The 23,375-nt window shown below is 73.8% G+C and carries 19 protein-coding genes; 12 read left to right on the top strand and 7 right to left on the bottom strand.

The window, feature by feature from the left end; all coding sequences use genetic code 11:
• Position 1: 1 nt before the first annotated feature.
• The 8 genes from IMZ35_RS04770 (at position 2) to IMZ35_RS04735 (ending at position 8,268) form a co-directional block, all read left to right on the top strand.
• Positions 2-868, top strand: a complete 867-nt coding sequence (locus IMZ35_RS04770; protein WP_199439711.1) for a TatD family hydrolase — start codon at positions 2-4, stop codon at positions 866-868.
• Positions 868-2,040 (top strand): metabolite traffic protein EboE, encoded by a 1,173-nt coding sequence (gene eboE, locus IMZ35_RS04765; RefSeq protein ID WP_199439710.1) that lies wholly within the window; start codon positions 868-870, stop codon positions 2,038-2,040. The genes IMZ35_RS04770 and eboE overlap by 1 nt, the downstream gene beginning before the upstream one ends.
• Positions 2,037-3,422, top strand: a complete 1,386-nt coding sequence (locus IMZ35_RS04760) for an alkaline phosphatase family protein (protein WP_199439709.1) — start codon at positions 2,037-2,039, stop codon at positions 3,420-3,422. The genes eboE and IMZ35_RS04760 overlap by 4 nt, the downstream gene beginning before the upstream one ends.
• The gene (locus tag IMZ35_RS04755; RefSeq protein WP_199439708.1) at positions 3,422-4,432 is read left to right on the top strand and encodes a sugar phosphate isomerase/epimerase family protein; all 1,011 of its coding nucleotides are present in this window, start codon (positions 3,422-3,424) and stop codon (positions 4,430-4,432) included. The genes IMZ35_RS04760 and IMZ35_RS04755 overlap by 1 nt, the downstream gene beginning before the upstream one ends.
• A gap of 14 nt (positions 4,433-4,446) precedes the next feature.
• Positions 4,447-5,304 (top strand): sugar phosphate isomerase/epimerase family protein, encoded by an 858-nt coding sequence (locus IMZ35_RS04750; RefSeq protein ID WP_199439707.1) that lies wholly within the window; start codon positions 4,447-4,449, stop codon positions 5,302-5,304.
• 133 nt (positions 5,305-5,437) lie between these two features.
• Positions 5,438-5,896 carry a rhodanese-like domain-containing protein gene (locus IMZ35_RS04745; RefSeq protein ID WP_199439706.1) on the top strand — a complete coding sequence of 153 codons (459 nt, stop codon included), beginning with the start codon at positions 5,438-5,440 and terminating at the stop codon, positions 5,894-5,896.
• Entirely contained in the window at positions 5,886-7,058 is a 1,173-nt protein-coding gene (locus IMZ35_RS04740) for a trans-sulfuration enzyme family protein (protein ID WP_199439705.1), read from the top strand. Before IMZ35_RS04745 ends, IMZ35_RS04740 begins: the two co-directional genes overlap by 11 nt.
• Positions 7,059-7,152: 94 nt before the next feature.
• Entirely contained in the window at positions 7,153-8,268 is a 1,116-nt protein-coding gene (locus IMZ35_RS04735; RefSeq protein ID WP_199439704.1) for an acyl-CoA dehydrogenase family protein, read from the top strand.
• Between the two features lie 109 nt (positions 8,269-8,377).
• On the opposite strand, the gene IMZ35_RS04730 is transcribed toward IMZ35_RS04735, so the two are convergent.
• The 3 genes from IMZ35_RS04730 to IMZ35_RS04720 form a co-directional block, all read right to left on the bottom strand.
• Positions 8,378-9,037: an HAD-IA family hydrolase gene (locus IMZ35_RS04730; RefSeq protein WP_199439703.1), complete on the bottom strand. Its 660-nt coding sequence runs from the start codon at positions 9,035-9,037 to the stop codon at positions 8,378-8,380.
• 74 nt (positions 9,038-9,111) lie between these two features.
• Positions 9,112-10,533 (bottom strand): ATP-binding protein, encoded by a 1,422-nt coding sequence (locus tag IMZ35_RS04725; protein WP_307867764.1) that lies wholly within the window; start codon positions 10,531-10,533, stop codon positions 9,112-9,114.
• Positions 10,530-12,188: an NAD(P)/FAD-dependent oxidoreductase gene (locus IMZ35_RS04720; protein WP_199439702.1), complete on the bottom strand. Its 1,659-nt coding sequence runs from the start codon at positions 12,186-12,188 to the stop codon at positions 10,530-10,532. Before IMZ35_RS04720 ends, IMZ35_RS04725 begins: the two co-directional genes overlap by 4 nt.
• A gap of 100 nt (positions 12,189-12,288) precedes the next feature.
• On the opposite strand from IMZ35_RS04720, the gene IMZ35_RS31630 reads away from it, so the two are divergent.
• The 3 genes from IMZ35_RS31630 to IMZ35_RS04705 all read left to right on the top strand — a co-directional run bounded on the left by IMZ35_RS31630 (position 12,289) and on the right by IMZ35_RS04705 (position 18,492).
• Positions 12,289-13,293, top strand: a complete 1,005-nt coding sequence (locus IMZ35_RS31630) for a YdcF family protein (protein ID WP_199439701.1) — start codon at positions 12,289-12,291, stop codon at positions 13,291-13,293.
• Positions 13,294-13,402: 109 nt separating this feature from the next.
• Entirely contained in the window at positions 13,403-15,070 is a 1,668-nt protein-coding gene (locus IMZ35_RS04710; protein ID WP_199439700.1) for a glycoside hydrolase family 43 protein, read from the top strand.
• Positions 15,071-15,201: 131 nt separating this feature from the next.
• Positions 15,202-18,492 (top strand): GH92 family glycosyl hydrolase, encoded by a 3,291-nt coding sequence (locus tag IMZ35_RS04705; RefSeq protein ID WP_199439699.1) that lies wholly within the window; start codon positions 15,202-15,204, stop codon positions 18,490-18,492.
• Between the two features lie 42 nt (positions 18,493-18,534).
• Here the strand turns inward: IMZ35_RS04705 and IMZ35_RS04700 are convergent, their stop codons facing one another.
• A complete protein-coding gene (locus tag IMZ35_RS04700; protein WP_199439698.1) occupies positions 18,535-19,980 on the bottom strand; it encodes a hypothetical protein in 1,446 nt (481 codons plus the stop codon).
• Between the two features lie 163 nt (positions 19,981-20,143).
• On the opposite strand from IMZ35_RS04700, the gene IMZ35_RS04695 reads away from it, so the two are divergent.
• Positions 20,144-20,908, top strand: coding sequence for a bestrophin-like domain (locus IMZ35_RS04695; RefSeq protein ID WP_199439697.1), 765 nt, complete (start codon positions 20,144-20,146; stop codon positions 20,906-20,908).
• Here the strand turns inward: IMZ35_RS04695 and IMZ35_RS04690 are convergent.
• The 3 genes from IMZ35_RS04690 to IMZ35_RS04680 form a co-directional block, all read right to left on the bottom strand.
• A complete protein-coding gene (locus IMZ35_RS04690) occupies positions 20,898-22,097 on the bottom strand; it encodes a serine/threonine-protein kinase (protein ID WP_199439696.1) in 1,200 nt (399 codons plus the stop codon). The two genes, IMZ35_RS04695 and IMZ35_RS04690, sit on opposite strands and share 11 nt — an antisense overlap.
• A 104-nt stretch (positions 22,098-22,201) precedes the next feature.
• Entirely contained in the window at positions 22,202-22,612 is a 411-nt protein-coding gene (locus IMZ35_RS04685) for a hypothetical protein (protein WP_199439695.1), read from the bottom strand.
• A gap of 424 nt (positions 22,613-23,036) precedes the next feature.
• Complete coding sequence (locus tag IMZ35_RS04680) at positions 23,037-23,363, bottom strand: ArsR/SmtB family transcription factor (RefSeq protein WP_199439694.1); 327 nt, start codon at positions 23,361-23,363, stop codon at positions 23,037-23,039.
• Positions 23,364-23,375 lie beyond the last annotated feature (12 nt).

Raw genomic sequence — 23,375 nt, 5'->3', positions numbered from 1 at the left:
GGTGCGCATCTTCGACCCGCACGTCCACATGACGTCCCGCACCACCGACGACTACGAGGCCATGCACGCCGCCGGTGTGCGCGCGCTGGTGGAACCGGCCTTCTGGCTCGGCCAGCCCCGCACGTCGGTCGGCTCGTTCACCGACTACTTCGACGCCCTCATCGGCTGGGAGCGCTTCCGCGCCGCCCAGTTCGGCATCCGCCACCACTGCACGATCGCGCTGAACCCCAAGGAGGCCAACGACCCGCGCTGCACGCCGGTGCTCGACGTGCTGCCGCGCTACCTGGAGAAGGACGGCGTGGTCGCGGTCGGCGAGATCGGGTTCGACTCGATGACGCCGGAGGAGGACGAGGCGTTCGCCAGGCAGCTCCAGCTCGCGATCGAGCACGACCTCCCCGCCCTGGTGCACACCCCGCACCGGGACAAGGCGGCCGGCACGCGCCGCACGCTCGACCTGGTGAAGGAGTCCGGCCTGCCGTTCGAGCGGGTGGCCGTGGACCACCTCAACGAGACCACCGTGCGTGCCGTGGCCGACTCCGGCGCCTGGATGGGGTTCTCCATCTACCCCGACACCAAGATGGACGAGGAGCGGATGGTCGCGATCCTCAAGGAGTACGGGACGACACGGGTGCTGGTGAACTCCGCCGCCGACTGGGGCCGCTCCGACCCGCTCAAGACGCACAAGACCGGTCTGGCGATGCTGGCGGCCGGGTTCACCGAGTCGGACGTGGACGACGTGCTGTGGCGCAACCCGGTGGAGTTCTACGGCCAGAGCGGGCGGCTCGTGCTCGACGACCTGCCCGGCTTCAGCGCCGCGCCGGAGACGTTCTCCGGCAACTCCGTGCTGCGCGGCGGCGGTGATCGCTGATGGACCTGTCCTACTGCACCAACGTGCACCCCGCCGAGGACCTGCGCGGCGTGCTCGCCCAGTTCGACCGCTTCGCCCTGCCGGTGCGTCGCCTGCTCGGCGCCGACCGGCTCGGCCTCGGCCTGTGGCTCTCCGCCGACGTCGCCCGCGGCCTCGCCGAGGACGCCGCAGCGCGGGCACGCCTGCGGGCCGCGCTGGACGCCCGCGGCCTGGAGGTCCGCACCCTCAACGCCTTCCCCTACGGCGGTTTCCACGACGCCGTCGTCAAGCACTCGGTGTACCGGCCGAGCTGGACCGACCCGGCGCGGCTGCGCTACACCACCGACTGCGCGACCGTGCTGGCCGACCTGCTGCCCGACGACGCGACCAGCGGCAGCATCTCGACGCTCCCGCTGGGCTGGCGCGACCCGTGGACCCCCGAGGACGACTCCGTCGCGTTCGCCGCGCTCGACGAGCTGGCCAGGGTGCTGCGCGCGCAGGCCGCGTGGACCGGCAAGCCGATCGCGCTGGCCGTGGAACCGGAGCCCGGCTGCGTGCTGGACACCGTGCACGACGCGGTGACCCGCCTCGCCGGGCGCGTCGACCCCCGGCACGTGGGCATCTGCTTGGACACCTGCCACCTCGCGGTGTCCTTCGCCGACCCGGCCGCCGCCGTCGCCGAGATCCACGCGGCGGGCCTGCGCGTGGTGAAGGTGCAGGCGTCCGCCGCGCTGGAGGTCAGCGGGCCGAGCACGCCCGAGGGCCGCGCCGCGCTGGCCGCGTTCACCGAACCCCGCTACCTGCACCAGGTCCGCGAGCGCAGCGGGGGAGTGGTCCTCGCGTCCGACGACCTGCCGCAGGCCCGGCACGAGCTGCCGGGCCGCGACCCGTGGCGGGTGCACTTCCACGTGCCGCTGCACGCCCGCCCCGCCGCGCCCCTGTCGGCGACCACCGACGTGCTGCGCGACGCCGTCGCCGCGCTGGCCGCGCACGGTCCGCTGCCGCACGTCGAGGTCGAGACCTACACCTGGGGCGTGCTGCCCGGCGCGGTCGGGCAGGACGACACCGGGCTCGTGCGCGGCATCGCCGCCGAGCTGCGCTGGGCGCGCGAGCACCTGGCCCCGCCGCACCCGGCCGTACCCGCGCAGGCGTCCGCCCGCGATCTGCCCGTCGAGGAAGGAGCGCGCCCGTGACGCCGCTGGTCGTGATCGACGTCGTCGGGATGACCCCGGCGCTGCTGCCGCACATGCCGAACCTCGCACGACTGGGCTGGCGGGCGGAGCTGGGCACCGTGCTGCCCGCCGTCACGTGCAGCGCCCAGTCCACGTTCCTCACCGGACTCACCCCGGCGCAGCACGGTGTCGTCGGCAACGGCTGGTACTTCCGCGACGTGGGCGAGGTCCACCTGTGGCGCCAGCACAACCGCCTCGTCGGCGGGGAGAAGCTGTGGGAGACCGCGCGCCGCGCGCAGCCCGGCTACACCGCGGCCAACGTCTGCTGGTGGTACGCGATGGGGGCGTCCACCGACGTCACCGTGACGCCCCGGCCGATCTACCACGCCGACGGCCGCAAGTCGCCCGACGCCTACGTCCGCCCGCCCGCGCTGCACGACCGGCTGGTGGAGGAGCTGGGCGAGTTCCCGCTGTTCCAGTACTGGGGGCCGACGGCGTCCATCGCCTCCAGCCGGTGGATCGTCGGCGCGGCCAGGAAGGTGCTCGTCGAGCAGCGCCCGGACCTGCTGCTGGTGTACGTGCCGCACCTGGACTACGACCTCCAGCGCTTCGGCCCGGACTCCCCGCAGGCCGTCGCGGCGGCCGCCGCCGTGGACGCCGAGATCGCGCCGCTGCTCGTCGACGCGCTCGGCGCGGGCGCGACCGTGGTGGCCCTGTCCGAGTACGGCATCACCCCGGCCCGCCGGACCGTCGACGTCAACCGGGCGCTGCGCGCGGAGGGCCTGCTGGAGGTCTACGCGCAGGCGGGCATGGAGTACCTGGACCCGTGGACGTCCCGCGCGTTCGCCGTCGCCGACCACCAGATCGCCCACGTCTACGTCGCCGACCCCGCCGACGTGCCGCGGGCGCGGGCGGTCGTCGCCGCGCTGCCCGGCGTGGACCAGGTGCTCGACCGCACCGCGCAGGCCGCCGTCGGTCTGGACCACGAGCGTTCCGGCGAACTCGTCGCCGTCGCCGAGCCCGACGCGTGGTTCACCTACTACTACTGGCTCGACGACGACCGCGCCCCGGACTTCGCGCGCGGCGTGGACATCCACCGCAAACCCGGCTACGACCCGGCCGAGCTGTTCTTCGACCCGGCCGATCCGCTGGCGAGGGCCAGGGCCGGGCTGAACCTCGTCCGCAAGAAGGCGGGCCTGCGGTACGCGATGAACGTCGTGCCGCTCGACCCGTCGCACGTGCGCGGCACCCACGGCCGGCTGCCGGACAGCGCGGCCGACGGACCCGTGCTGCTGTGCTCGGACACCACCGCGCCGCCGCGCGACCGGATCGCCGCCACCGACGTGAAGAACCTCCTGCTGGAGTTGCAGGGACTCGCGGTGCACACGAGAGGAGAGCAGTGATGAGCCGACCCGTCACCCTGTTCACGGGACAGTGGGCCGACCTGCCGTTCGAGGAGGTCTGCGCGCTCGCGGCCCGGTGGGGCTACGACGGGCTGGAGATCGCCTGTTCCGGTGACCACTTCGAGGTCGACCGGGCGCTGGCCGAGCCGGACTACGTCCCGGCGAAGCTCGCCCAGTTGGAGTCGCACGGGCTCAAGGTGTGGACGATCTCCAACCACCTCGTCGGCCAGGCCGTGTGCGACGACCCGATCGACGAGCGGCACCGCAACATCCTGCCCGCCCGCATCTGGGGCGACGGCGAACCGGAGGGCGTGCGGCAGCGGGCCGCCGCCGAGATGGCCGACACCGCGCGGGCCGCGGCGAAGCTCGGCGTGGACACCGTCGTGGGCTTCACCGGGTCGAAGATCTGGAAGTACGTGGCCATGTTCCCGCCGGTCTCGCAGGCGGTGATCGACGACGGGTACGCCGACTTCGCCCGCCGCTGGAACCCGGTCCTCGACGTGTTCGACGAGGTGGGCGTGCGCTTCGCGCACGAGGTGCACCCGTCGGAGATCGCCTACGACTACTGGACCACCCGCCGCACGCTCGACGCCGTGGACAACCGGCCCGCGTTCGGCCTGAACTGGGACCCGTCGCACTTCGTGTGGCAGGACCTCGACCCGGTCGGCTTCATCCTCGACTTCGCCGACCGGATCTACCACGTCGACTGCAAGGACACCAAGAAGCGGTTCGACGGCCGCAACGGCCGCCTCGGCTCGCACCTGGCGTGGGCCGATCCCCGGCGCGGCTGGGACTTCGTGTCCACCGGGCACGGCGACGTCCCGTGGGAGCAGGCGTTCCGCGCCCTGAACGCCATCGGCTACAGCGGCCCGATCTCGGTGGAGTGGGAGGACGCCGGGATGGACCGGCTGCGCGGTGCCGAGGAGGCCGTGCAGTTCATCAGGGGGCTCGTGTTCGACCCGCCCGCCGCGGCCTTCGACGCGGCGTTCTCCACCCGAGAAGAATCCTGAGAGGACAGCGCGCGATGACGCACAGCCCGTCCAGAAGAGCAGTTCTCGGCGCCCTCGGCGCAGCCGCAGCCGCCGGTGTCGCGGGCGCCCTGCCCGGCACCGCCGCCGCCACTGGCGGGGGGCACGGGTGGCACGGCCGCCGCGTGCCCCGCGAGGCCATCAGCATCCAGCTCTACACGTTGCGCGGGATCATGGGCGACGACCCGGAGCCCGTGCTGTCCGCGCTGGCCGACATCGGCTACCGCCGGGTGGAGCTGGCCGGGACCTACGGCCGCACCGCCGCGGAGTTCGCGAAGATCCTGCGCCGGCACCGGCTGGCGGCGACGTCCGCGCACGTGGGCATCGACGGCGACCTGAACCAGGTGATCGCCGACGCGAAGACGCTGCGCAACACCCACGTCGTCGTGCCGTACGTGAACTACCCGACGCTCGCGGAGTGGGTGTCGTTCACCGAGCGCCTGGACGCGGCGTCGAAGGTGTTCCGCCGGGCCGGGCTGAAGCTGGGCTACCACAACCACGCCCACGAGTTCGAGGTGCTGGAGGGGAAGCGCCCCTACGACGTGATCACCAGCGGCACGTCGCGCCGGGACGTGCACCTGGAGCTGGACCTGTACTGGGCCGTCGTGGCGGGCGTCGACCCCGTCGACGTGTTCCGGCAGAACTTCCCGCGCGTGCGGCAGTACCACGTCAAGGACCGCAAGCCCGACGGAAGCTTCGCCGACCTCGGCACCGGCACGATCGACTTCGCCCGGATCTTCCGGGAGACGTGGCACCACCGCGTCGACGAGTACGTCGTGGAGAACGACCAGCCCGCCGACGCGCTGGTGACGGCGAAGGTCGGGTACGAGTACCTGGCGAACCTCCGCTTCTGACGTGCGGCGGCGCGGAGGCCGAGCCTCCGCGCCGCCGTGGCGCCATCTTGACGGTGGTCAGCAGTCCTGCCACTGGTTCCGGCTCCCTCCCGCTCCCGAGGATGGAACCAACCGGAACAGCAGGAGGAGCCGCATGTCGTCGGTGAAGCGGGTACCCGCAGCGGATCAGCGCGAGGCCGTCAGGCACTTCGCCGCCAGGCTGGCGGTCGAGACCGACTGCTCGGACGTCGCCGCCGACCTCGCGGCGGGCGTGGCCGGGCTCGTGGTCGTGGACAGCCGCGACGACGCGAGCTGGGCGCGCGGTCACGTCGACGGCGCGCTGCACCTGCCCACGGCGCGTGTCGCGGCCGAGGCGGAGGCGCTCGTCGACCGGGACGCCACCGTCGTCACCTACTGCTGGGGCCCCGGCTGCAACGGCGCCACCCGAGCCGCGCTGGAGTTCGCGCTGCTCGGCTACCGCGTCAAGGAGATGATCGGCGGTTTCGAGTACTGGGCCCGCGAGGGACTGCCGGTGGCCACCGCCGACGGCGTGCTGCGGGGTCCGGTGGACGCGCTCACCGCCGTGCCCGCGGGGGCGTCCTGTGGCTGCTGACCCGCACACCCGAGCCGTCCACCCGCGCACCCCGGCCACTCCCGTCGGCCGCCCGTCGACCCCGCCGGTGTACCGGACCTCGACGTTCGAGTTCGCCACCTCGGCGGAGTTCGCCGCCGTCATCGGCGACGAGGAACCCGGCTACTCCTACAGCCGCATCGACAACCCCACCAGCGACGCGTTCGCCGTGGCCGTGGCCGAGCTGGAGGGCGCGGCGGCCGGTCAGCCGTTCGCCTCCGGTTCGGCGGCGATCAGCACGACGCTGCTCGCGCTGCTCTCGGCGGGCGACCACGTCGTGGCGCAGAAGCACCTCTACGGCGGAACGCACCACCTGCTCGCCCGCCTGCTGCCCCGCTGGGGCGTCGCGGTGTCCTTCGTGGACGGTCCGGCGGAGGCCGCCGCCGCCACGACCCCGGCCACGCGGGTGCTGTTCTGCGAGACGCTGTCCAACCCGGTGCTGCGCGTGGCGGACCTGCCCGCGTACGCCGCCGTCGCGCGCCGGGCCGGTGCGGTGCTCGTCGTGGACTCCACCTTCGCGACCCCCCTCGTGTGCCGCCCGCTGGAGCTGGGCGCCGACCTGGTGGTCCACTCGGCCACGAAGTACCTCGGCGGGCACGGCGACGCCACGGGCGGTGTCGTGGCCGGCTCGCCGGATCTGCTGGCGCGGGTGCGGCAGGTGCGGGTCGACCTCGGCGGCTCGCTGGCCCCCGACGAGGCGTTCCTGCTGCTGCGCGGTCTCCGGACGTTGCCGCTGCGCGTGGAGCGGCAGAACGGCACCGCGGTCGCGCTGGCCGCCGCGCTGCGCGGCCACCCGGCCGTCGAGTCGGTGCTGCACCCGTCCCTGGAGGAGCACCCCGATCACGCGCTGGCGAAGGAGCTGTTCGACGACGGCCGGTTCGGCGGTGTCGTCACGGTGTCCCCGCGCGGTGGCCGGGCCGCCGCGGCGGCGCTGTGCGACGGCCTCCGCCTGGCCCGCGTCGTGCCGTCGCTGGGCGGCACGACGACGGTGGTGAGCCACGTGGCCACCACGAGCCACCGGCAGCTGGACGACACCGCGCTGGAGGCGGCGGGCATCTCGCCCGCGGCGGTCCGCGTCTCGGTGGGGCTGGAGGCCCCGACCGACCTGGTCGCCGACTTCAGCGCGGCCCTGGACGTCCTCTGACGCCGGCGGCTCGCGAGGGGTGTCGGCCGAGCGGGCCCGCCGCGACTTCCCCGATCGCCTGACGGGCGACCGTCGTCCGGGGCAAGATCCAAGCGTGGACGACGTGCGCGAGCGGGTACTGGAACTGCTGCCGACGATTCGGGAGCACGCCGCCGGGGCGGAGGCGGCGCGGCGGCTCACCGACGAGGTGTGGGACGCGCTCGTCGGCTCGGGAGTGCTGCGCGCCCTCGCGCCCGCCCGGCACGGCGGCGCCGAGCTGGACCTGCCGGCGTGGATCGACCTGCTCCAGGAGGTGTCGCGCGCCGACGGCTCCACGGGCTGGTGCGTGATGACGACCAGCGCCACCTCCTCGCTGGCCTGGTTCCTGCCCGAGGACGGCGCGGACGAGGTCTTCGGCGACCCGGCCGCGGTGATCGCGGGCACCGCGGCGCCGCAGGGCGCGGGTGAGGCGGTCGACGGCGGCCACCTCGTGCACGGCCGCTGGGGCTGGGGGAGCGCGGTGCCGCACGCGACGGCCGTCGTCGGCGGTGTGCTGCTGCCCGGCGGGCCGCGACTGGCCGTCTTCCGCGCCGAGGACGTGCGCGTGCACGACACGTGGCACGCGGCCGGGCTGCGCGCCACGGGCTCGCACGAGTTCTCCGTGGACGGCGTGGTGGTGCCCGACCGCCGCACGGCGTGGCCACCGGCGGGCCGCCCGGTCGTCGAGGGCGCGCTGCCGCTGTTCCCGCACTTCACGTTCCTCGCCCTCGGCGTCGCGGCGGTGTGCCTGGGCATCGCCCGCCGGGCGGTCGACGAGATCGCGGCGCTGGCCGCGGACAAGACGCCCGCGCACACCACGGTCCGGCTGGCCGAGCAGACCGGCGCGCAGCTCGACCTGGCCACCGCCGAGGCCAGGCTGTCCGCGGCCGGGGCGTTCCTGCGCGAGGAGACCGCGCTCTGCTGGGCCGAGGCCGTGGCCGGGCGCGCGCTGCCGGAGGGGCGGCGGGCCCGGCTGCGCCTGGCGTGCTCGCACGCCGCCGCCGAGTCGTCCGAGGTGGCCAGGCTGGCGTTCCTCACCGGCGGCGGCAGTGCGGTGTTCGAGTCGTCGGTGCTCCAGCGCTGCCTGCGCGACGCGCACGTCGCCGGGCAGCACGCCATCGTCTCGCGCCGCCTGTTCGAGGTCTACGCGAAGGTCGCCCTGGGCGTCCCGGCCGACACGAGCCGCCTCTAGGGCCGTGCCCGGACGGCTGGCGGGCACCGCACGAGCCTCGCTCCGCCTGGAGCTGGGCGACCCGACCGGCGACCCGACCGGGTGCTCCGCAGACGGCGCCGGAACCGCCTCACCGCCGCCCGGCCCGCAGCACGGAGTCCTGCGCCACCCGCAGCACACCGTCCGCCCAGCTCAGTCCGCTCAGGTCGCGCACCACGACGTCCGCGTCCGTCTCCAGGCCGCGCACGCCCACGCCCACGAGCGCCCCGGCACCGGCGGCGCGACCCGCCGCGATCCCGGCGCCGCTGTCCTCCAGCACCGCGGCGCGAGCCGGGTCGACGCCCAGCGCGCGCGCCGCGGCCAGGTAGCAGTCCGGCGCGGGCTTGCCCTCGGCCACGTCCTCGGCGGTCACGACCACGGTCGGCGCGGGGAGTCCGGCCGCGCTGATCCGCGCCTTCGCCAGCGGGGCCACCCCGGAGGTGACGACCGCCCACACGTGCGGAGGCAGCGACCGCAGCAGCGCGCCCGCGCCGGGGATCTCGGTCGTGCCCTCGGCCTCGGCCAGCTCCAGCTCGGTGACCTCGTGCAGCGCGGCGGCCCGTCCCGCCTCGGCGACGAGCAGCGCCACGGTGTCCGCGGCACGGCGGCCGTGCACCATCTCGTTGACCTCGTCGGGGTCCAGGCCGCGATCGGTCGCCCAGCGTCCCCAGGCGGCGCGCACTCCCGCGTCCGAGTCGACGAGCACGCCGTCGTTGTCGAACAGCAGGCCGTCGCAGGGAATCTCGATCATGTTCTCTCCGGGAGGGGTGGTGACGGTCGGGCGTCCACAGTGTCCCCGACGCCCGACCGTCACCGGCGACGGCGTCAGGCGGCGGGCAGCGGCAGGCGCACCTGGAAGCGGGTGTCACCCGGCTCCGACACGACCCGCAGGTCCCCGCCGTGCCGGGTCACGACGATCCGCCACGACACGTCCAGCCCCAGGCCGGTGCCCTCTCCGACGCCCTTCGTGGTGAAGAACGGCTCGAAGACGCGCCGCCGCAGATCGGGCGGCACGCCGGGGCCGGTGTCGCCGATCTCCACCAGCACGTCGCCGCCCTCCCTCGCGGTGCGGACCGTCAGCGTGCCGCGGTCGCCCATCGCGTCCACGGCGTTGTCGATCAGGTTCGTCCACACCTGGTTCAGCTCCGCCGAGTACACCGGCAGGCGGGGCAGCGTGCGGTCGTAGTCCTTCACCACGTCGATGCCGGGCCCGATGTCGCGGCCCAGCATCACCAGCGTCGAGTCCAGGCCCTCGTGCAGGTCCACGACCTGCGACGGCGCCCGGTCCATCTGGGAGTACTGCCTGGCCGCGCCGACCAGCGTGGAGATGCGCCCGCTGGCGTCGATCAGCTCGGACATGATCGTCTCGGTCTCGACGGTGTAGGCGAGCCACCGCAGGGCCGGTTCGAGGAACGTCTCCGCCACGGTCCGCTCGACCCGCGTCAGCGCCGAGGTGTCCAGGCCGCCGCCGACGAACACCGCCGCCAGGTCCCAGCTCCCGGCGATGCCGCGCTCGTCGAGCCACTCGCCCAGCTCGTCCTCCCGGTCGGAGGTCTCCAGCGCAGAGAGGGGAGGAGCGTCGCGCACGGTCTCCACGAAGTCGTCCTGCAACTCGGTGAGCGTGCGCAGCTGCTCGCCGTCGATGCGCCCGTCGGCGAGCTTCGCCAGCTTCGAGCGCATCCCGGCCACCCGCTCGCGCAGCGCCTGCGTCGCCCGCGCCGCCGCGGCGGCCGGGTTGTTCAGCTCGTGCATCAACCCCGCGGACAGCTTGCCCAGGGCCAGCAGCTTCTCCCGCTGGCCCACGATCTCGTCGCTGTTGCGGATGCCCACGAACATGCCCTGCAACAGGTGCACGGCCATCGGGAACCACCGGCTGAACGCCGCCGCGAACTGCGGCGCGGGCAGGGCCAGCAGGCGCACGTCGGTCAGCGCGCGCAGCGTCGCCGAGTACGTCTGCGTCACCTGGTCGCCCAGGTAGAACTGCGTCGCGCCCGCGTACACCCCGGCCCGGCTCCCGCGCATCAGCTCCACGTCGTCGCCCCGCACGGCCCGGCTGAGCCGGATCTCGCCGTCGAGCAGGACGTAGAAGCACTCGGCGGTCTCGCCCTCGCGGGCGACCTCCGCGCCCGCCGGGTGCTCCACCACGTCGCCGTTGTCGACGATCCAGTCGAGCTGCTCGTCGTCGAGCTGCTCGAACAGGAACAGCGCCCGCAGGTCCTCGTGCGACAGCAGCCCCGACGTGCTCACCGCTCCTCCAGGAACCTGTGCACGAGGGTCACGGCCATCGCGCCCTCACCCACCGCCGAGGCCACCCGCTTGACCGAGTCCGCCCGCACGTCGCCCGCCACGAACACGCCGGGCACGCTGCACTCCAGGTAGTACGGGTCGCGCGGCACGGTCCAGCCCGGCGGGCGCTTCCCGTCCACCAGCAGGTCCGGGCCGGTGCGGACGAAACCGCGCTCGTCGCGGTGCACCACGCCGTCGAGCCACTCGGTGCGGGGCGCTGCGCCGATGAACACGAACACGTGTCCCGTCTCCACCTTCTCCGTCTCGCCCGTCTCCACCGACCGCAGCGTGAGCTGCTGGAGGTGGTCGCTGCCGTGCGCCTCGTCCACGACCGTGCCCGACCGCACCACGACGTTCTCCAGGGCGTCGAGCTGCTCGATCAGGTAGTGCGACATGGACGCCTGCAACGACGGGCCGCGCACCACCAGCGTGACCGTGCGGGCGTGCCGGGAGAAGAACACCGCCGCCTGCCCCGCCGAGTTCGCGCCGCCCACGACGTAGACGTCCTGCCCGATGCAGCCGGGTGCCTCCGTCATCGCCGAGCCGTAGTACACGCCACGTCCGGTGAGCTCCCGCACGCCCGGCGCGTCCAGGCTCCGGTAGGACACGCCCGTCGCGAGGATCACCGAGTGCGCCGAGATCTCCGAGCCGTCGCCGAAGTGCACGACGCGGGCCGAGCCGCGCGCCTCCAGCGACACCACGTCGCGCGCCGACAGCACCTCCGCGCCGAACTTCAGCGCCTGCCGCCGGGCCCGGTCGGTGAGCTGCGCGCCGGACACGCCGTCCGGGAAGCCGAGGTAGTTCTCGATGCGGGAGCTCTGCCCGGCCTGGCCGCCGGTCGCGTGCCGCTCCACCAGCACCGTGCGCAGGCCCTCCGACGCGCCGTACACCGCCGCGCCCAGCCCCGCCGGGCCGCCGCCGACGACGATCAGGTCGTAGAACTCCTGCACCGGGTCGACCGACAGGCCCACCGCGGTGGCGATCTCGCTCTCCGTCGGGCACACCAGCGCCTGCCCGTCGGGCGTCACCACCAGCGGGATGTCCTCCGCGCGGCCACCGGCGGCCTGCACGAGCCGCTCGCCCTCCGGCTCGTCCACGCTGTACCACCGGTAGGGCACGGCGTTGCGAGCCAGGAAGTCGCGGCAGGCGAACGACCTGGCCGACCAGCGGTGCCCGACGACCTTGATCTCCTCCACGGACCGGTCGTCGGTGGACCGCCACGTCTCCACCAGCGCGTCGACCACCGGGTAGAGCTTCTCCTCCGGCGGGTCCCACGGCTTGAGCAGGTAGTGGTCCACGTCGACGACGTTGATCGCCTGGATCGCCGCGTCGGTGTCGGCGTACGCGGTGAGCAGCGCCCGCCGGGCCAGCGGGAACAGGTCCATCGCCTGCTCCAGGAACTCGATGCCGTCCATGACCGGCATCCGGTAGTCGGCGAGCACCGCGGCCACCGGCTCGCCCCGCAGCTTGATCTCCTTGAGCGCGTCCAGCGCCTCCTGCGCGGAGGTCGCGCGGACGATGCGGAACTCCTCGCCGTAGCGCCGACGCAGGTCGCGGGCGACCGCGCGGGACACGCTCGGGTCGTCGTCGACGGTCAGCAGGACGGGCTTGCCCATTCGCAGGTCCTCTCGCAGGGCCTCGTGCTCAGCGTGAACGCTACCTCGCGGACGTGCGGGGACGAGGAGGTCGCCGGGTGGCGGCGGCTACCGTTGCGCCGTGCCGTTCCACCTCGTCGCCACCGTCTTCCTCGTCCTCTTCGTCGTCAGCGTCGCCCGCGACCGCCGCCAGCTGCGCAACGGCGTGTACCTGGGGCTCACCCTGCTCTTCTTCGCCGCGGGGTGGTACTGGACGCTGTCGTACCGCACGCCGCTCGTGCCCGCCGTGGCCGCGTCGGCGGTGTTCGTCCTGACCCCGCTGCTCGGGCTCCTGCTGGCGGTGTTCCTGATCACCAACGGTGTGACCATGATCAAGCGGGAGGGCGCCCGCCCGGCGAACCTGCTGTCCCTGCTCGTCGGGCTCGGCATCGTGGGCTTCGCCGTCCTGGCGTTCGCGGGGGTGCTGACCCGGTCGACCCCGCTGCTCGTGGTGACCGTCTCGACGGCCCTGCTGATCGGTTACGCGTCGTTCGTGTTCACCTGCTACCTGCTGTACTCGTTCCTCTACGGCCGGATGCCGCGCCGCGACGCCGTGGACTTCGTCGTGGTGCTCGGCGCGGGACTGGCCGGATCGCGCGTGCCGCCGCTGCTGGCGAACCGGCTCGACCTCGCGCGGAAGGTCTTCGACGCCTCGACGGCGGCCGGCCGCACGCCGATGATCGTGACCTCCGGTGGTCAGGGGGCCGACGAGGAGGTGTCCGAGGCGCGCGCGATGGCCGACCACCTGATCGAGCGAGGGGTTCCGGACGACCGCATCCTGCTGGAGGAGCGGTCCACGACGACCCTGGAGAACCTGCGGTTCAGCCGGGCGATCATGGACCGGGTGCGTCCCGACGCCCGCTGCGTGGTCGTCACCAACAACTTCCACGCCTTCCGCGCCGCGCTCTGGGCGCGCAAGGCGCGCGTCAACGGGCACGTCGTCGGGGCGCCGACCGCGCGGTACTTCCTGCCCAACGCGATCATCCGCGAGTTCGTCGCGGTCCTCGTCGAGCACCTCGCGGTGAACGTCAGCATCGGCGCGGTGCTCGCGCTGATCTTCCCGCTCGCGGTCGTGGTGCTCTCCTGAGCGGGGGAGCCGCGTACGACGAACAGGTCGACCGGCTTGCCCGGCGGCGCGTCGGGGCACAGGATGCGGAGGACGGACCGATCGGGTGGTGCGAGGACGTGGGGTGCTGATGAGGAAGAGTCTGCTGCGCGGTGCCGTCGTCCTGGCGCTGGTGCTCGCGCCGGTGCCAGCCGAGGCCGCGCCACCGCACCGCGCCCCGGCCACGGACGCCACCTGGTTCAACGACGCGGGCAGCCCCGGCGCGGACCCGCACGTGCTCTTCGACCGGGCCAGCGGCTACTACTACGCCTACTCCACCGAGGGAGCCGATCCCGGCCACCACTTCGGCGTCTACCGCTCGCCCGACCTCGCGACCTGGGAGCACCTGCCCGGCGGCGCGCTGCGGGAGGGGCAGGACGGGAACTGGGCCCACGACTGGTTCTGGGCGCCGGAGGTCTACCACAACCCGGCCACCGGCCTGTACTTCCTGTTCTACTCGGGCCGGATGAACACGCGCGTCGCCGAGAACTTCCGGTACGCGGACTTCGAGGAGCCGTCCAAGGTCGGTGTCGCGGTGGCGGACTCGCCCGCCGGACCGTTCCGCGACATCGTCGAGGCACCGCTGGACTACTTCCCGTACGACCCGGACTACCACGACGTCAACCTGATCATGGACGCCGAGCAGAAGAAGCCGCCCGCCACGCAGGAGGAGGGCCGGACCGCGCCGCTGGGCACCTACATCCCGTTCATCGACCCCGACGTGTTCTTCGACGCCGACGGCCGGATCTACCTCTACTTCTCCCGCAACGCCTACCGGAACTGGGTCTGGGACGACGCTCTCGGCAAGTACGTCGAGGAGTCGAACATCTACGCCGTGGAGCTGACCGGCGACTGGTGGAGCGACCCGACCGGCCGCACCGTGCCGAGCATCGCGCCCGCGTACCGCAACGCCAACCTCGCTCCCGAGGACCCGCCGGGCACCAGGAAGGACGGCTACGTCCCGATCCTGAACCACGGCGCGGACCCGCAGGAGTGGGAGAACGCGCACGTCGACGACTACGCGAGGTCGGGAGGGGCGAAGAAGGACCGGCGCTGGGCCGAGGGCTCGACGACGATCCGCACGACGGACGCGCAGGGCCGGCCGCTGTACCTGCTGACCTACTCGGCCAACAACTACGAGAACGAGTTCTACGGCGTCGGCTACGCGACCGCGTCCAGCCCGCTCGGCCCGTGGCGCAAGAGCCCGGACAACCCGGTCCTGGCGCAGGACCCGGCGAAGGGCCTCTACTCGACCGGTCACGGCAGCATCGCGGCGTCCCCGGACGGCGCGGAGCAGTACTACGTGCACCACGGGCGGCCGTCGACCACCGCGGGCAGGGCGCTCTACACCTCCCGGTTCCTCCTGGACGACGGGAACCTGGCGATCGAGTCGTCCACCACCGACGAGCCGATGCCGTCGGGCGTCGGGCCGATCACCCCGGTGGCCGACCAGCGCGTGCTGCGGACCGCCGCGGGACGGCCGGTCACGACGACCGTGCGGGTGCACAGCGCGCCGGGAGCCGCGTTCGACCTCACCAACCCGCTGAACCGGGTGCGCGCCGAGGTCCGGCCCGCGGGCGCCGCCACCGTCACGGTGAGCGGCGGCGAGGTCACCGTGACGCCGCACCGGCGCGGCGTCTCCCGGGTGACGATCACCTACCAGCGGCAGCGTGCCGACGGCAGCTACACCGACGTCGCCAACACCCGGCACCACCACGAGACCCCGGCGGCCGTCACCGTGGGGCTGGTCGTCCGTTGAGCCGGGCGGTGGACGGCCTGGCTGAAATCGGACAGGTTCTTTGACAGGCGGGGAACCCGCTGAGACCGTGACCTCCGGTCCCCGGGTCCGCATCGGGGCGTGACAACGATGTCAGCGAGAAGGGTGTCCCCATGCCGCCTGGAGTCAGACGACACCGTGCCCCCGCCGCGGCGACGGCGGGCCTGCTGATCGCCGGACTGCTGTCCGGCGGTGCGATCGCCGCACCGGCCGCAGCGGCGGCAGAACCCGCCGATCCGACGACGCTGGTCAACCCGTTCGTCGGCACGCAGAACTTCGGCAACACCTTCCCCGGAGCGAGCGCGCCGTTCGGCATGGTCCAGGTCAGCCCCGACACCGGCGGTCAGGGCGGTTACGACCACCAGCAGAACTCGATCTACGGCTTCAGCCAGACCCACCTGTCCGGCGTGGGCTGCGGCGTGGTGGGCGAGCTGCCGATCATGCCCACCACGGGCGCGGTCGACACCGTGGACCCCGCCGCCTACCGCTCGGAGTACTCGCACGACGACGAGGACGCCTCGCCCGGTCACTACCGGGTCGGCCTGAAGCGCTACGGCGTGAACGCCGAGCTGACCGCGACCGAGCGCACCGGCTGGCAGCGCTACACCTTCCCGGCCACCGGCGCGGCCAACGTCCTGTTCAACACCGGCAAGGCCAACCAGTCGGTGTTCGACTCCGAGATCCACGTCGTCGGCGACCGCACCGTCGAGGGCCGCGTGCGCTCCGGCGGCTTCTGCGCGGGCCGCGACGAGCACACCACCTACTTCACCGCCACGTTCGACCGCCCCTTCACCGCGACCGGCACGTGGCGCGGCTCCACCCGCACCCCCGGCTCGCGCGACGCCGCCGGCACCGGCGGCAACGGCGCGTGGGTCACCTTCGACGCGACCGCGGACCGCGACGTCGTGCTCAAGGTCGGCCTGTCCTACACGGGCGTGGAGGGCGCGCGGCGCAACCTCGCCGCCGAGACCGGCGACTCCCACGACTTCGACGCCACCCGCACGGCCCTGCACGACACGTGGGCCGAGCAGTTGCGCTCCATCGGCATCAGCGGCGGCACCCCCGAGCGGCAGACCGCGTTCTACACGGCGCTCTACCACTCGCTGCTGCACCCCAACCTCGCCGGCGACGTCGACGGCAGCTACACCGGGTTCGACGACCGGGTGCACGTGGCGACCGACCACACGCCGTACCAGAACTTCTCCCTCTGGGACACCTACCGGCCGCAGAACCAGCTCCTGGAGGTGCTGCGCCCGCAGGTCGCCCGCGACGTGGCCCTGTCGATCCTGGACGTCGGCCGCGACGGCGGCTGGCTGCCGCGCTGGGCGCTGGCCAACAGCGAGACCAACATCATGACCGGTGACCCGGTGACGCCCTTCCTGGTCGAGGCGTGGTCCAAGGGCCTGCTCGCCGGGCACGAGGAGGAGGCGTACCGGCTGCTCAAGGCCAACGCCACCACGCTGCCGCCCGCCGACTCGCAGTACAACGGCCGCTCCGGCGTCGAGCACTACAAGGCCCGCGGCTACATCCCCTCCGGGCTCGTCCTGGGTCAGGACTGCGCGCACAAGGGCGGTGACAACGACTGCGTCCACCCCGCGTCGGCCACCCTGGAGTACTCCGCGGCCGACGCCGCTCTGGCCCTGATGGCCGAGGGCCTGGGACACCGCGAGGACGCGAGGACGTTCGCCGAGCGCGGCCAGTGGTACCGCAACCTGTGGGACTCCTCGATCGCGCAGTTCCGCCCCCGCACGACCGCCGGCACCTGGTACGCCCCCTACGACCCGGTCGAGGCCGGGCACCAGTTCCACGAGGGCGGCGCCCACCAGTACCAGTGGCTCGTCCCGCAGGACACGGCCGGACTGGTCGACCTGATGGGCGGCCGGCAGGCCACCGAGCGGCGCCTGGACGACTTCTTCGTCTACGACGAGCTGCTCACCGACCCGGCGGGCACCGCGCGCACCGACTGGATCACCCAGCCCTACGACTACTACGGCAAGCCCACCTACAACCCCAACAACGAACCCGACCTGCACGCGCCCTACGTCTACCTGTGGGCCGGGGCGCCCGCGAAGACCGCGACGGTCGTGCGGGCGGCGATGACGCTGTTCACCACCGGACCCGACGGCATGACCGGCAACGACGACCTCGGCACGATGTCGGCCTGGTACGTCTTCTCCTCCCTCGGGCTCTACCCGACGATGAGCGGCGCGAACTTCCTCGCGCTGTCCAGCCCGCAGTTCGAGTCCGCGACCGTCCGCATCGGCCGGTACGGCACCTCGCAGGGCGGAACGCTGACCGTCACCGCGCCCGGTGCGAGCGACGCGAAGCGCTACGTGCGCAGCGTGTCGTTCGACGGCCGCGACGTGCGGCAGACCTGGCTGGACTGGAGGACGATCGCGCACGGCGGCACGCTGGCCCACCAGCTCGACACGACGCCGTCGTCCTGGGGGACCGGCCGCGACGCCGCGCCGCCGTCGGTGAACAGGGCGCAGGCCGACGGCCGCCGCGACGTGGACGCCTCGCTGCGACCGGCGTCCGCCGTCGTGCCCACCGGCGCGACGGCCCAGACGGTGCCGCTGAACCTCGACGTGCTCGGCCAGGCACCGGGCGCGCTGCCGGTGACCGTGCGGACCACCGCGCCGCAGGGCTGGACCGTGCGGGCGACCCCGCGCTCGCCGCTGGTGATCAGGTCGAACCGGCTGCCCGCGCAGCAGACCGTCGCCCTGGAGGTGACCGTTCCGGCGGGCACCCCGGTCGGCACCAGCTCGCTGAAGGTGAGCGTGTCGGCTCCCGGCGCGAGCACCGTGGACCTCACCGCGTCGATCGAGGTCCGGGAGGCGGCGGTCTGCGCCGCCCTGGCGGGGACGCAGTGCGCGGTGGACCTCTCCCGCGAGGCGAACCACGACGGGACGGCCACCACGGCGCAGTCGGCCCAGGGCGACTTCGACGGTCAGGGCTGGAGCTACGACGGCGACCTGCTGCCCGCGGCCGGCCCCGTCGTCTGGGGCGACACGACCTACGTCGCTCCGAACGCCACCGGCACGGCCGCGAACTTCGTCGAGGCCCGCGGCCGGGGTCTGCTGCTGCCGCAGGGGAAGCACGGCTCGCTGCGCCTCGTCGCCGCCGCCCACAACGGCCCGGTGACGTCCGCGCTGACCGTGCGCTACACCGACGGCACCACCGCGGACGTGCCGGTCGTGGTCGGCGACTGGGCCGGGTCCACCCCGGCCGGCAGCACGGTCGTGCTCGACATGCCGCACCGCATCAAGGCGGGCAGCGGCGTGGACGGCCCGCCCGTGCGCCTGTTCGGCCGGTCGCTGCCCCTGGACGGCGCGAAGACCGTCCACTCGGTGACCCTGCCGGACGACCCGCGCATCGAGGTCTACGCGCTGACCCTCGCGTGAGGGCCGGACCGTCCCGCCCCCGCTCGGGGCGGGACGGTCCGCTCAGCTCTTGGGCCGCACGGCGGCGGCCACCGAGCCCATCGACACGAGCATCACGAACGCCGCCAGGCTCGCGATGAACACGGCCACCGCCACCAGCGAGTCCTCCTCCGGCGGCACGGAGTCCTCCGGCTCGTCGCCCGCGAGCGGCGCGCTGCTCGCGGGGGGCGCCGCACTGCTCGGCGGAGGAACCGGCGCCGCCGTGGTGACCGGCTCCTCCGACGGCTCGACCACCGGTACGGGGGACGGCACGGGCTCGGGCGGCTCCGCGACGGGAACCGGGACGAGTGGCGCCGGTGGGACCACCGGCGCGGGCGGAACGGTGTTGCGGACCGGCTCCACCGGCGTCGCGGACCCGACCGGGGCGGGTGGGACCGTGTTGCCCGCGCCGCCCCCGCGTTCGGGGTCGGACCACGACACCACGACCCCCTGCACGAGGTAGACGTCCGGCACGGCCCGGAACTCCAGCACCGTCTCGTCCCCGCCGTCCTCGTCTCCGTCGTCGGGCAGCGGCCACACGACGACGTCGGTGCTCATGCCGTTGAGGTGCGCGGGCCGCGCGGCCCCGAGCGCGCTGGAGGTCAGCGCGTTGCCCGGCTCGCCCAGTCGCCGCCCGCCCACCCAGATCTCGTCACCGTCCAGCGCCCAGTCGCCCTCGTGCGCGGTGACGCCCAGGCGCGCCGCCGGACCCACCTGCAGCGGTGTGCGGACGGTCCGCGCGCGCTGGGAGGTCCTGATGTGCGCGTCGTGCACCGTCACCCGCCGGCTCGGCGCGTCGGCCGCCGACCACACGACCACCACCGACCAGCCGCCCACGCAGTCCCGGCCCAGCGGGGTCCAGACGTCGGCGACGCCCACCTCGGCCGCGGCGCCGCCCGGCAGACCGGCGAACTCCGCGGTGACGTCGGCGTGCGCGCTGTAGAGCAGCCCGTCCTCCGGTCCCAGCCGGGCCGGCTCGTCCTCCCGCAGCGCGAACCGGCCCGGCCCGATCCTGGTGGTGGTCCCGTTCACCGACAGCGCGACGGCCTGCTCCCGCGGTGATCCCGCCGGGCGACCGGCCCGGCCGCACGGTGCCGTGCGCGACCGGCCGGTGTCCCCGCCCCAGTTCAGCTCGGCGTGCACGACCGACGCCCCCGCGGGGATCGTCAGCAGCGCCGTGGAGGAGGTGAACGTCGCCGGATCGCCGTCCACGTCGGCCCACCGCATCGGGAAGTGGTTGTTGAGCCCCTCGCCCTCCCGGTTCTGCGCGCGCCGGCACGCGACGGAGTGCGGCGGGCACTCGGTGACGGTGTTCCCGGCCATCGCGAAGTCCCCGCGCACCGTGCGGTCGAACGCGACGTGCAGGGGATGTTCCAGCCCAGGGGGAACAGCGGCGGAGATCTCGGCGGGGAGTGCGAAGAAGAGGACGCCGGAGGCCGCGGCCGCACACCACCTCCTGACCGTGCGCACGAATGACCTCCCACCGGAACTGACAGACGACTGTAGGGTTTCGCGGCGGTGGAACACATCCCTCGGCCGGGTGTTCACGATGGGGGCAACCTCGTTGACGTGCGGCGCAGCGCCCGAGGATGCTTCGATGTCGGGTGCGCCGACCGCCGGGGAGGAATGCTGGATGTCTTTCTTCTCCGCGGTCGCCGTCGTCGTTCCGGTCGTTCTCGCGATAGTCGCGACGATCGTCGCCGGACGCCTGCGCCGCGCCTCGGAAGGGCAGTTCGACGGTGATTCCGCGTCGTTCGTCGGCGGGGTGCTGAACGCGTTGTTCGTCGTCGTCCTCGCCTTCTACGTCGTGTTCGCCTGGGAGGCGGGCAACGACGTGCACGAGCGGTCAGCGACCGAGTCCGCCGCGCTGGTGGACGCCTACTGGCAGGTGGCCGCCGCGCCCGAGCAGGAGCGCGACCAGCTGCGGGGGCTGATCCGCGACTACACCACCAGGGTGGTCGACCAGGAGTGGTCGCTGCTGGAGCGGGGACGGGCCGATCCGGGGGCCGACGAGCTGCTCGTGTCGCTGCGCGCCGGTGTGGCGGCGCTGCCGGTCGAGGACGAGAAGGTCAAGAGCGCCCGCGAGCACGCCCTGCGCGACGTGCGGCAGGTGGTCGACAGCAGGCGCGAGCGGGTGGCCGTCGCCGGTGGCGGTGACGCCCTGCTCCAGCTGCTGCTCGTCGGAGCCGTCGCGGGCGCGGTGCTGATGGTGGCCTTCCCGCTCGTGATCGGCTTCAGCGCCGGTGTCCGGCACGTGCTCGTCGTGGGAGTGCTCGCACTGGCGCTCGCGCTCGTGCTGTGGGTGTCCATCGAGCTGGGGCACCCGTTCAGCGGAGTCTTCGCCGTGCAACCGGACGCGTTCCGCGCGGCGCTGGTGGAGTTCTCGGTCATCCCCTGATCTCGTCGAGGTCCGGCGGCGCGCTCGCCGCCGCGGGGGGTGCCGGGGGAGGGGCGTGCTGCGACGGCGCGCTGTCGGCGCCGGCCGACATCAGGGCGATGCCGATCGCGACGCCGACCACCACCGCGACGCCGACCACCGCGACGGCCACGACCAGTGCGAGCAGCAGGCCACCGCGGCGTCGCGGCGGCTCCTCCGCCTCCCGCGGCGGCGCCCGGTCGGGGGAGGCGGCCGCGCTGTCCGGCTCCGCGGCGCGCGGCGGGATCGCGACGAGCCGCGGTGGTGCGGTGCCGATCGCCGCCAGGGCCGAGCGCAGGGCCGCCGCGTCGGGGAAGCGGTCCTCCCGGCGCGTCCGCAGGCAGCGGGTGATCACGGCGCGCAGCTCGGGCGGCACGTCGTCGCGCGTCAGCTCCCTCGGCCGCCCCGCCCGCACCCGCGCCAGGTACGGCAGCACCGCGTCGCCGGGATCGTCGGCCGCGAACGGCGGTCTGCCGTCGAGCAGCGTGAACAACGTCGACCCGAGCGACCACAGGTCGTCCGCCGCGGCCGGTGCGGCACCGTCGAGCACCTGCGGCGAGGCGTGCTGGTAGCTGACCGTCTGGAGCGACGCCGACAGCGCCGCGTCGACGCCGCGCGCGATGGCGAAGTCGGCCAGCACGTACGAGGCCGGTGGCACGAGCACGTTCTGCGGCTTCACGTCGCGGTGCGGCACGCCCCGCGCGTGGGCGAACGCCAGCGCGTCGGCCACCGCCGTCCCCGCCGCGACCACCTCGGCCACCGGCAGCGGACCGCGCTCGCACAACCGGTCGTGCAGCGAGCCCTGGTCGTAGTACTCCATCACGACGCACGGCCGTCCGTCCGGCACCGTCCCGGTGTCGACGACCGTCACGACGTGCGGGTGCCGACGCCCCAGCCGCACCGTGGTCTCCAGCTCCTCGCGGAACCGGGCGAGCGAGGCGTCGTCCCACACCTGGAGGACCTTCACGGCCACGTCGCGGTCCGGCCCGATCTGCCTGGCCCGGTAGACCGATCCCGCGCCGCCCTGCGCGATCAGCCGGAAGTCGGCGTAACCGGGCAGGGAGATCTCCGGACGCGCCGGTCGCGGCACCGGCCGCGTGGTGCGCCCGGACTCCGGTGCCCGTGCCGGCGGGTCGTCGTCCGCGCCCGGCCGTTCCCGCTCGTCGTCCACGCGGCGAGCGTAGTCAGCCCGGTGGCCCGCGGCCGGTCAGTCCGCTGTGGACGGTGGCGCGGAGCTGCCCGCCGGGCGGTGGTGCCGCCCGGCGGACAGCGGGGTCAGCGGCGGACGCCGGTGATCGCCTCGCGCACGGACTCCAGCTGCCTCAGGGACGCCTGGAGCACCGCCTGGAGATCAGCGCCGCCCGCACCGCTCCGGCGGCCGAACACCGCCGTCCCGCCCTGGAGGGGAACCACCGGCTCCCCGTCGGACGGCAGCGCGTCCTCCAGCTCGCGCACGAGTGCGAGCTGTCCGGTGAGCACCGCGTGCATCCTGTCGACCTCCGAGATCGTCCGGGCGATCTGCTCCGCGTCCGGGACGGCCGTGCCGCCGTCGTCCGCGAAGACCCGATCGGCCGATTCGCACGGAGCCGACGCCTCGACGTCGTTCCGGATGGTCGTGATCAGGAGGTCGTCGCGCAGATCGTCGCGCGTTCGTCTCGTTCCAGCTCGGTTCTGCACCGTCGTCATTGCCGCACGCTCCCCAGTATTCGGCACTGGCCTGCCACCCTAGGTGATCTCGGCGCCACCGGGGCGAGGGTGTGCGCGGACGAGCAGAGGACGTGCCCCCTCGACGATCCGGGACGTCGCGCGGACGGCGCGCGCGGTGTTCTCACCGCGGTGCGGATCGTCGCGGACGACGTGACCCCGTTCCCCGCGACGTCGGCACCTCGCGAGGAAGAAGCGCCGCCACGACCGCCCCCCGCACCCGCGGTCTGCTCCCCGGACGCCCTGCGGGAACGACGAACCGCTCGTCGACGGGCGCGCCGCTGCCGCTGCGCGCACCGCGCCGCCGTCCGCACGGCGGTCCGGTCGCGACGGTCAGCTCCCGGACGTCACGGCACACCGCTGCCGCAGCACGTGCGGGCGCCCCTCCGGCTGGTGCGCGCGGTGATCAGGCGCGGTCGCCTCCCCGGTCGGGGGTGGAGTCGAGGTGGCGTTCGAGCGCGTCGAGGTGGGTGTTCCACAGCTCGCGGTAGGGCGCGAGCCACTCGTCGATCTCGGCGAGCGGCTCCGGGCGCAGCCGGTACCAGCGGCGCTGGGCGTCCTGCCTGACCTGGACGAGTCCGGCCTCCCGCAGCACCCGCAGGTGCTTGGAGACGGCGGGCTGGGTCAGCGAGAGCCGTTCGACCAGCTCGTTGACCGGGCACTCACCCCCGCGCAGCAGGTCGAGAATCCGCCTGCGGCTCGGTTCGGCCAGTACCTCGAACGTCGTCGCCACCGCGGAAATATA

This window comes from Umezawaea beigongshangensis (assembly GCF_016464305.1).
Lineage (GTDB): Bacteria > Actinomycetota > Actinomycetes > Mycobacteriales > Pseudonocardiaceae > Umezawaea_A > Umezawaea_A beigongshangensis.
The sequence above is the reverse complement of the archived record's forward strand: the minus strand, read 5'-3'. Positions and strand labels throughout refer to the sequence as shown.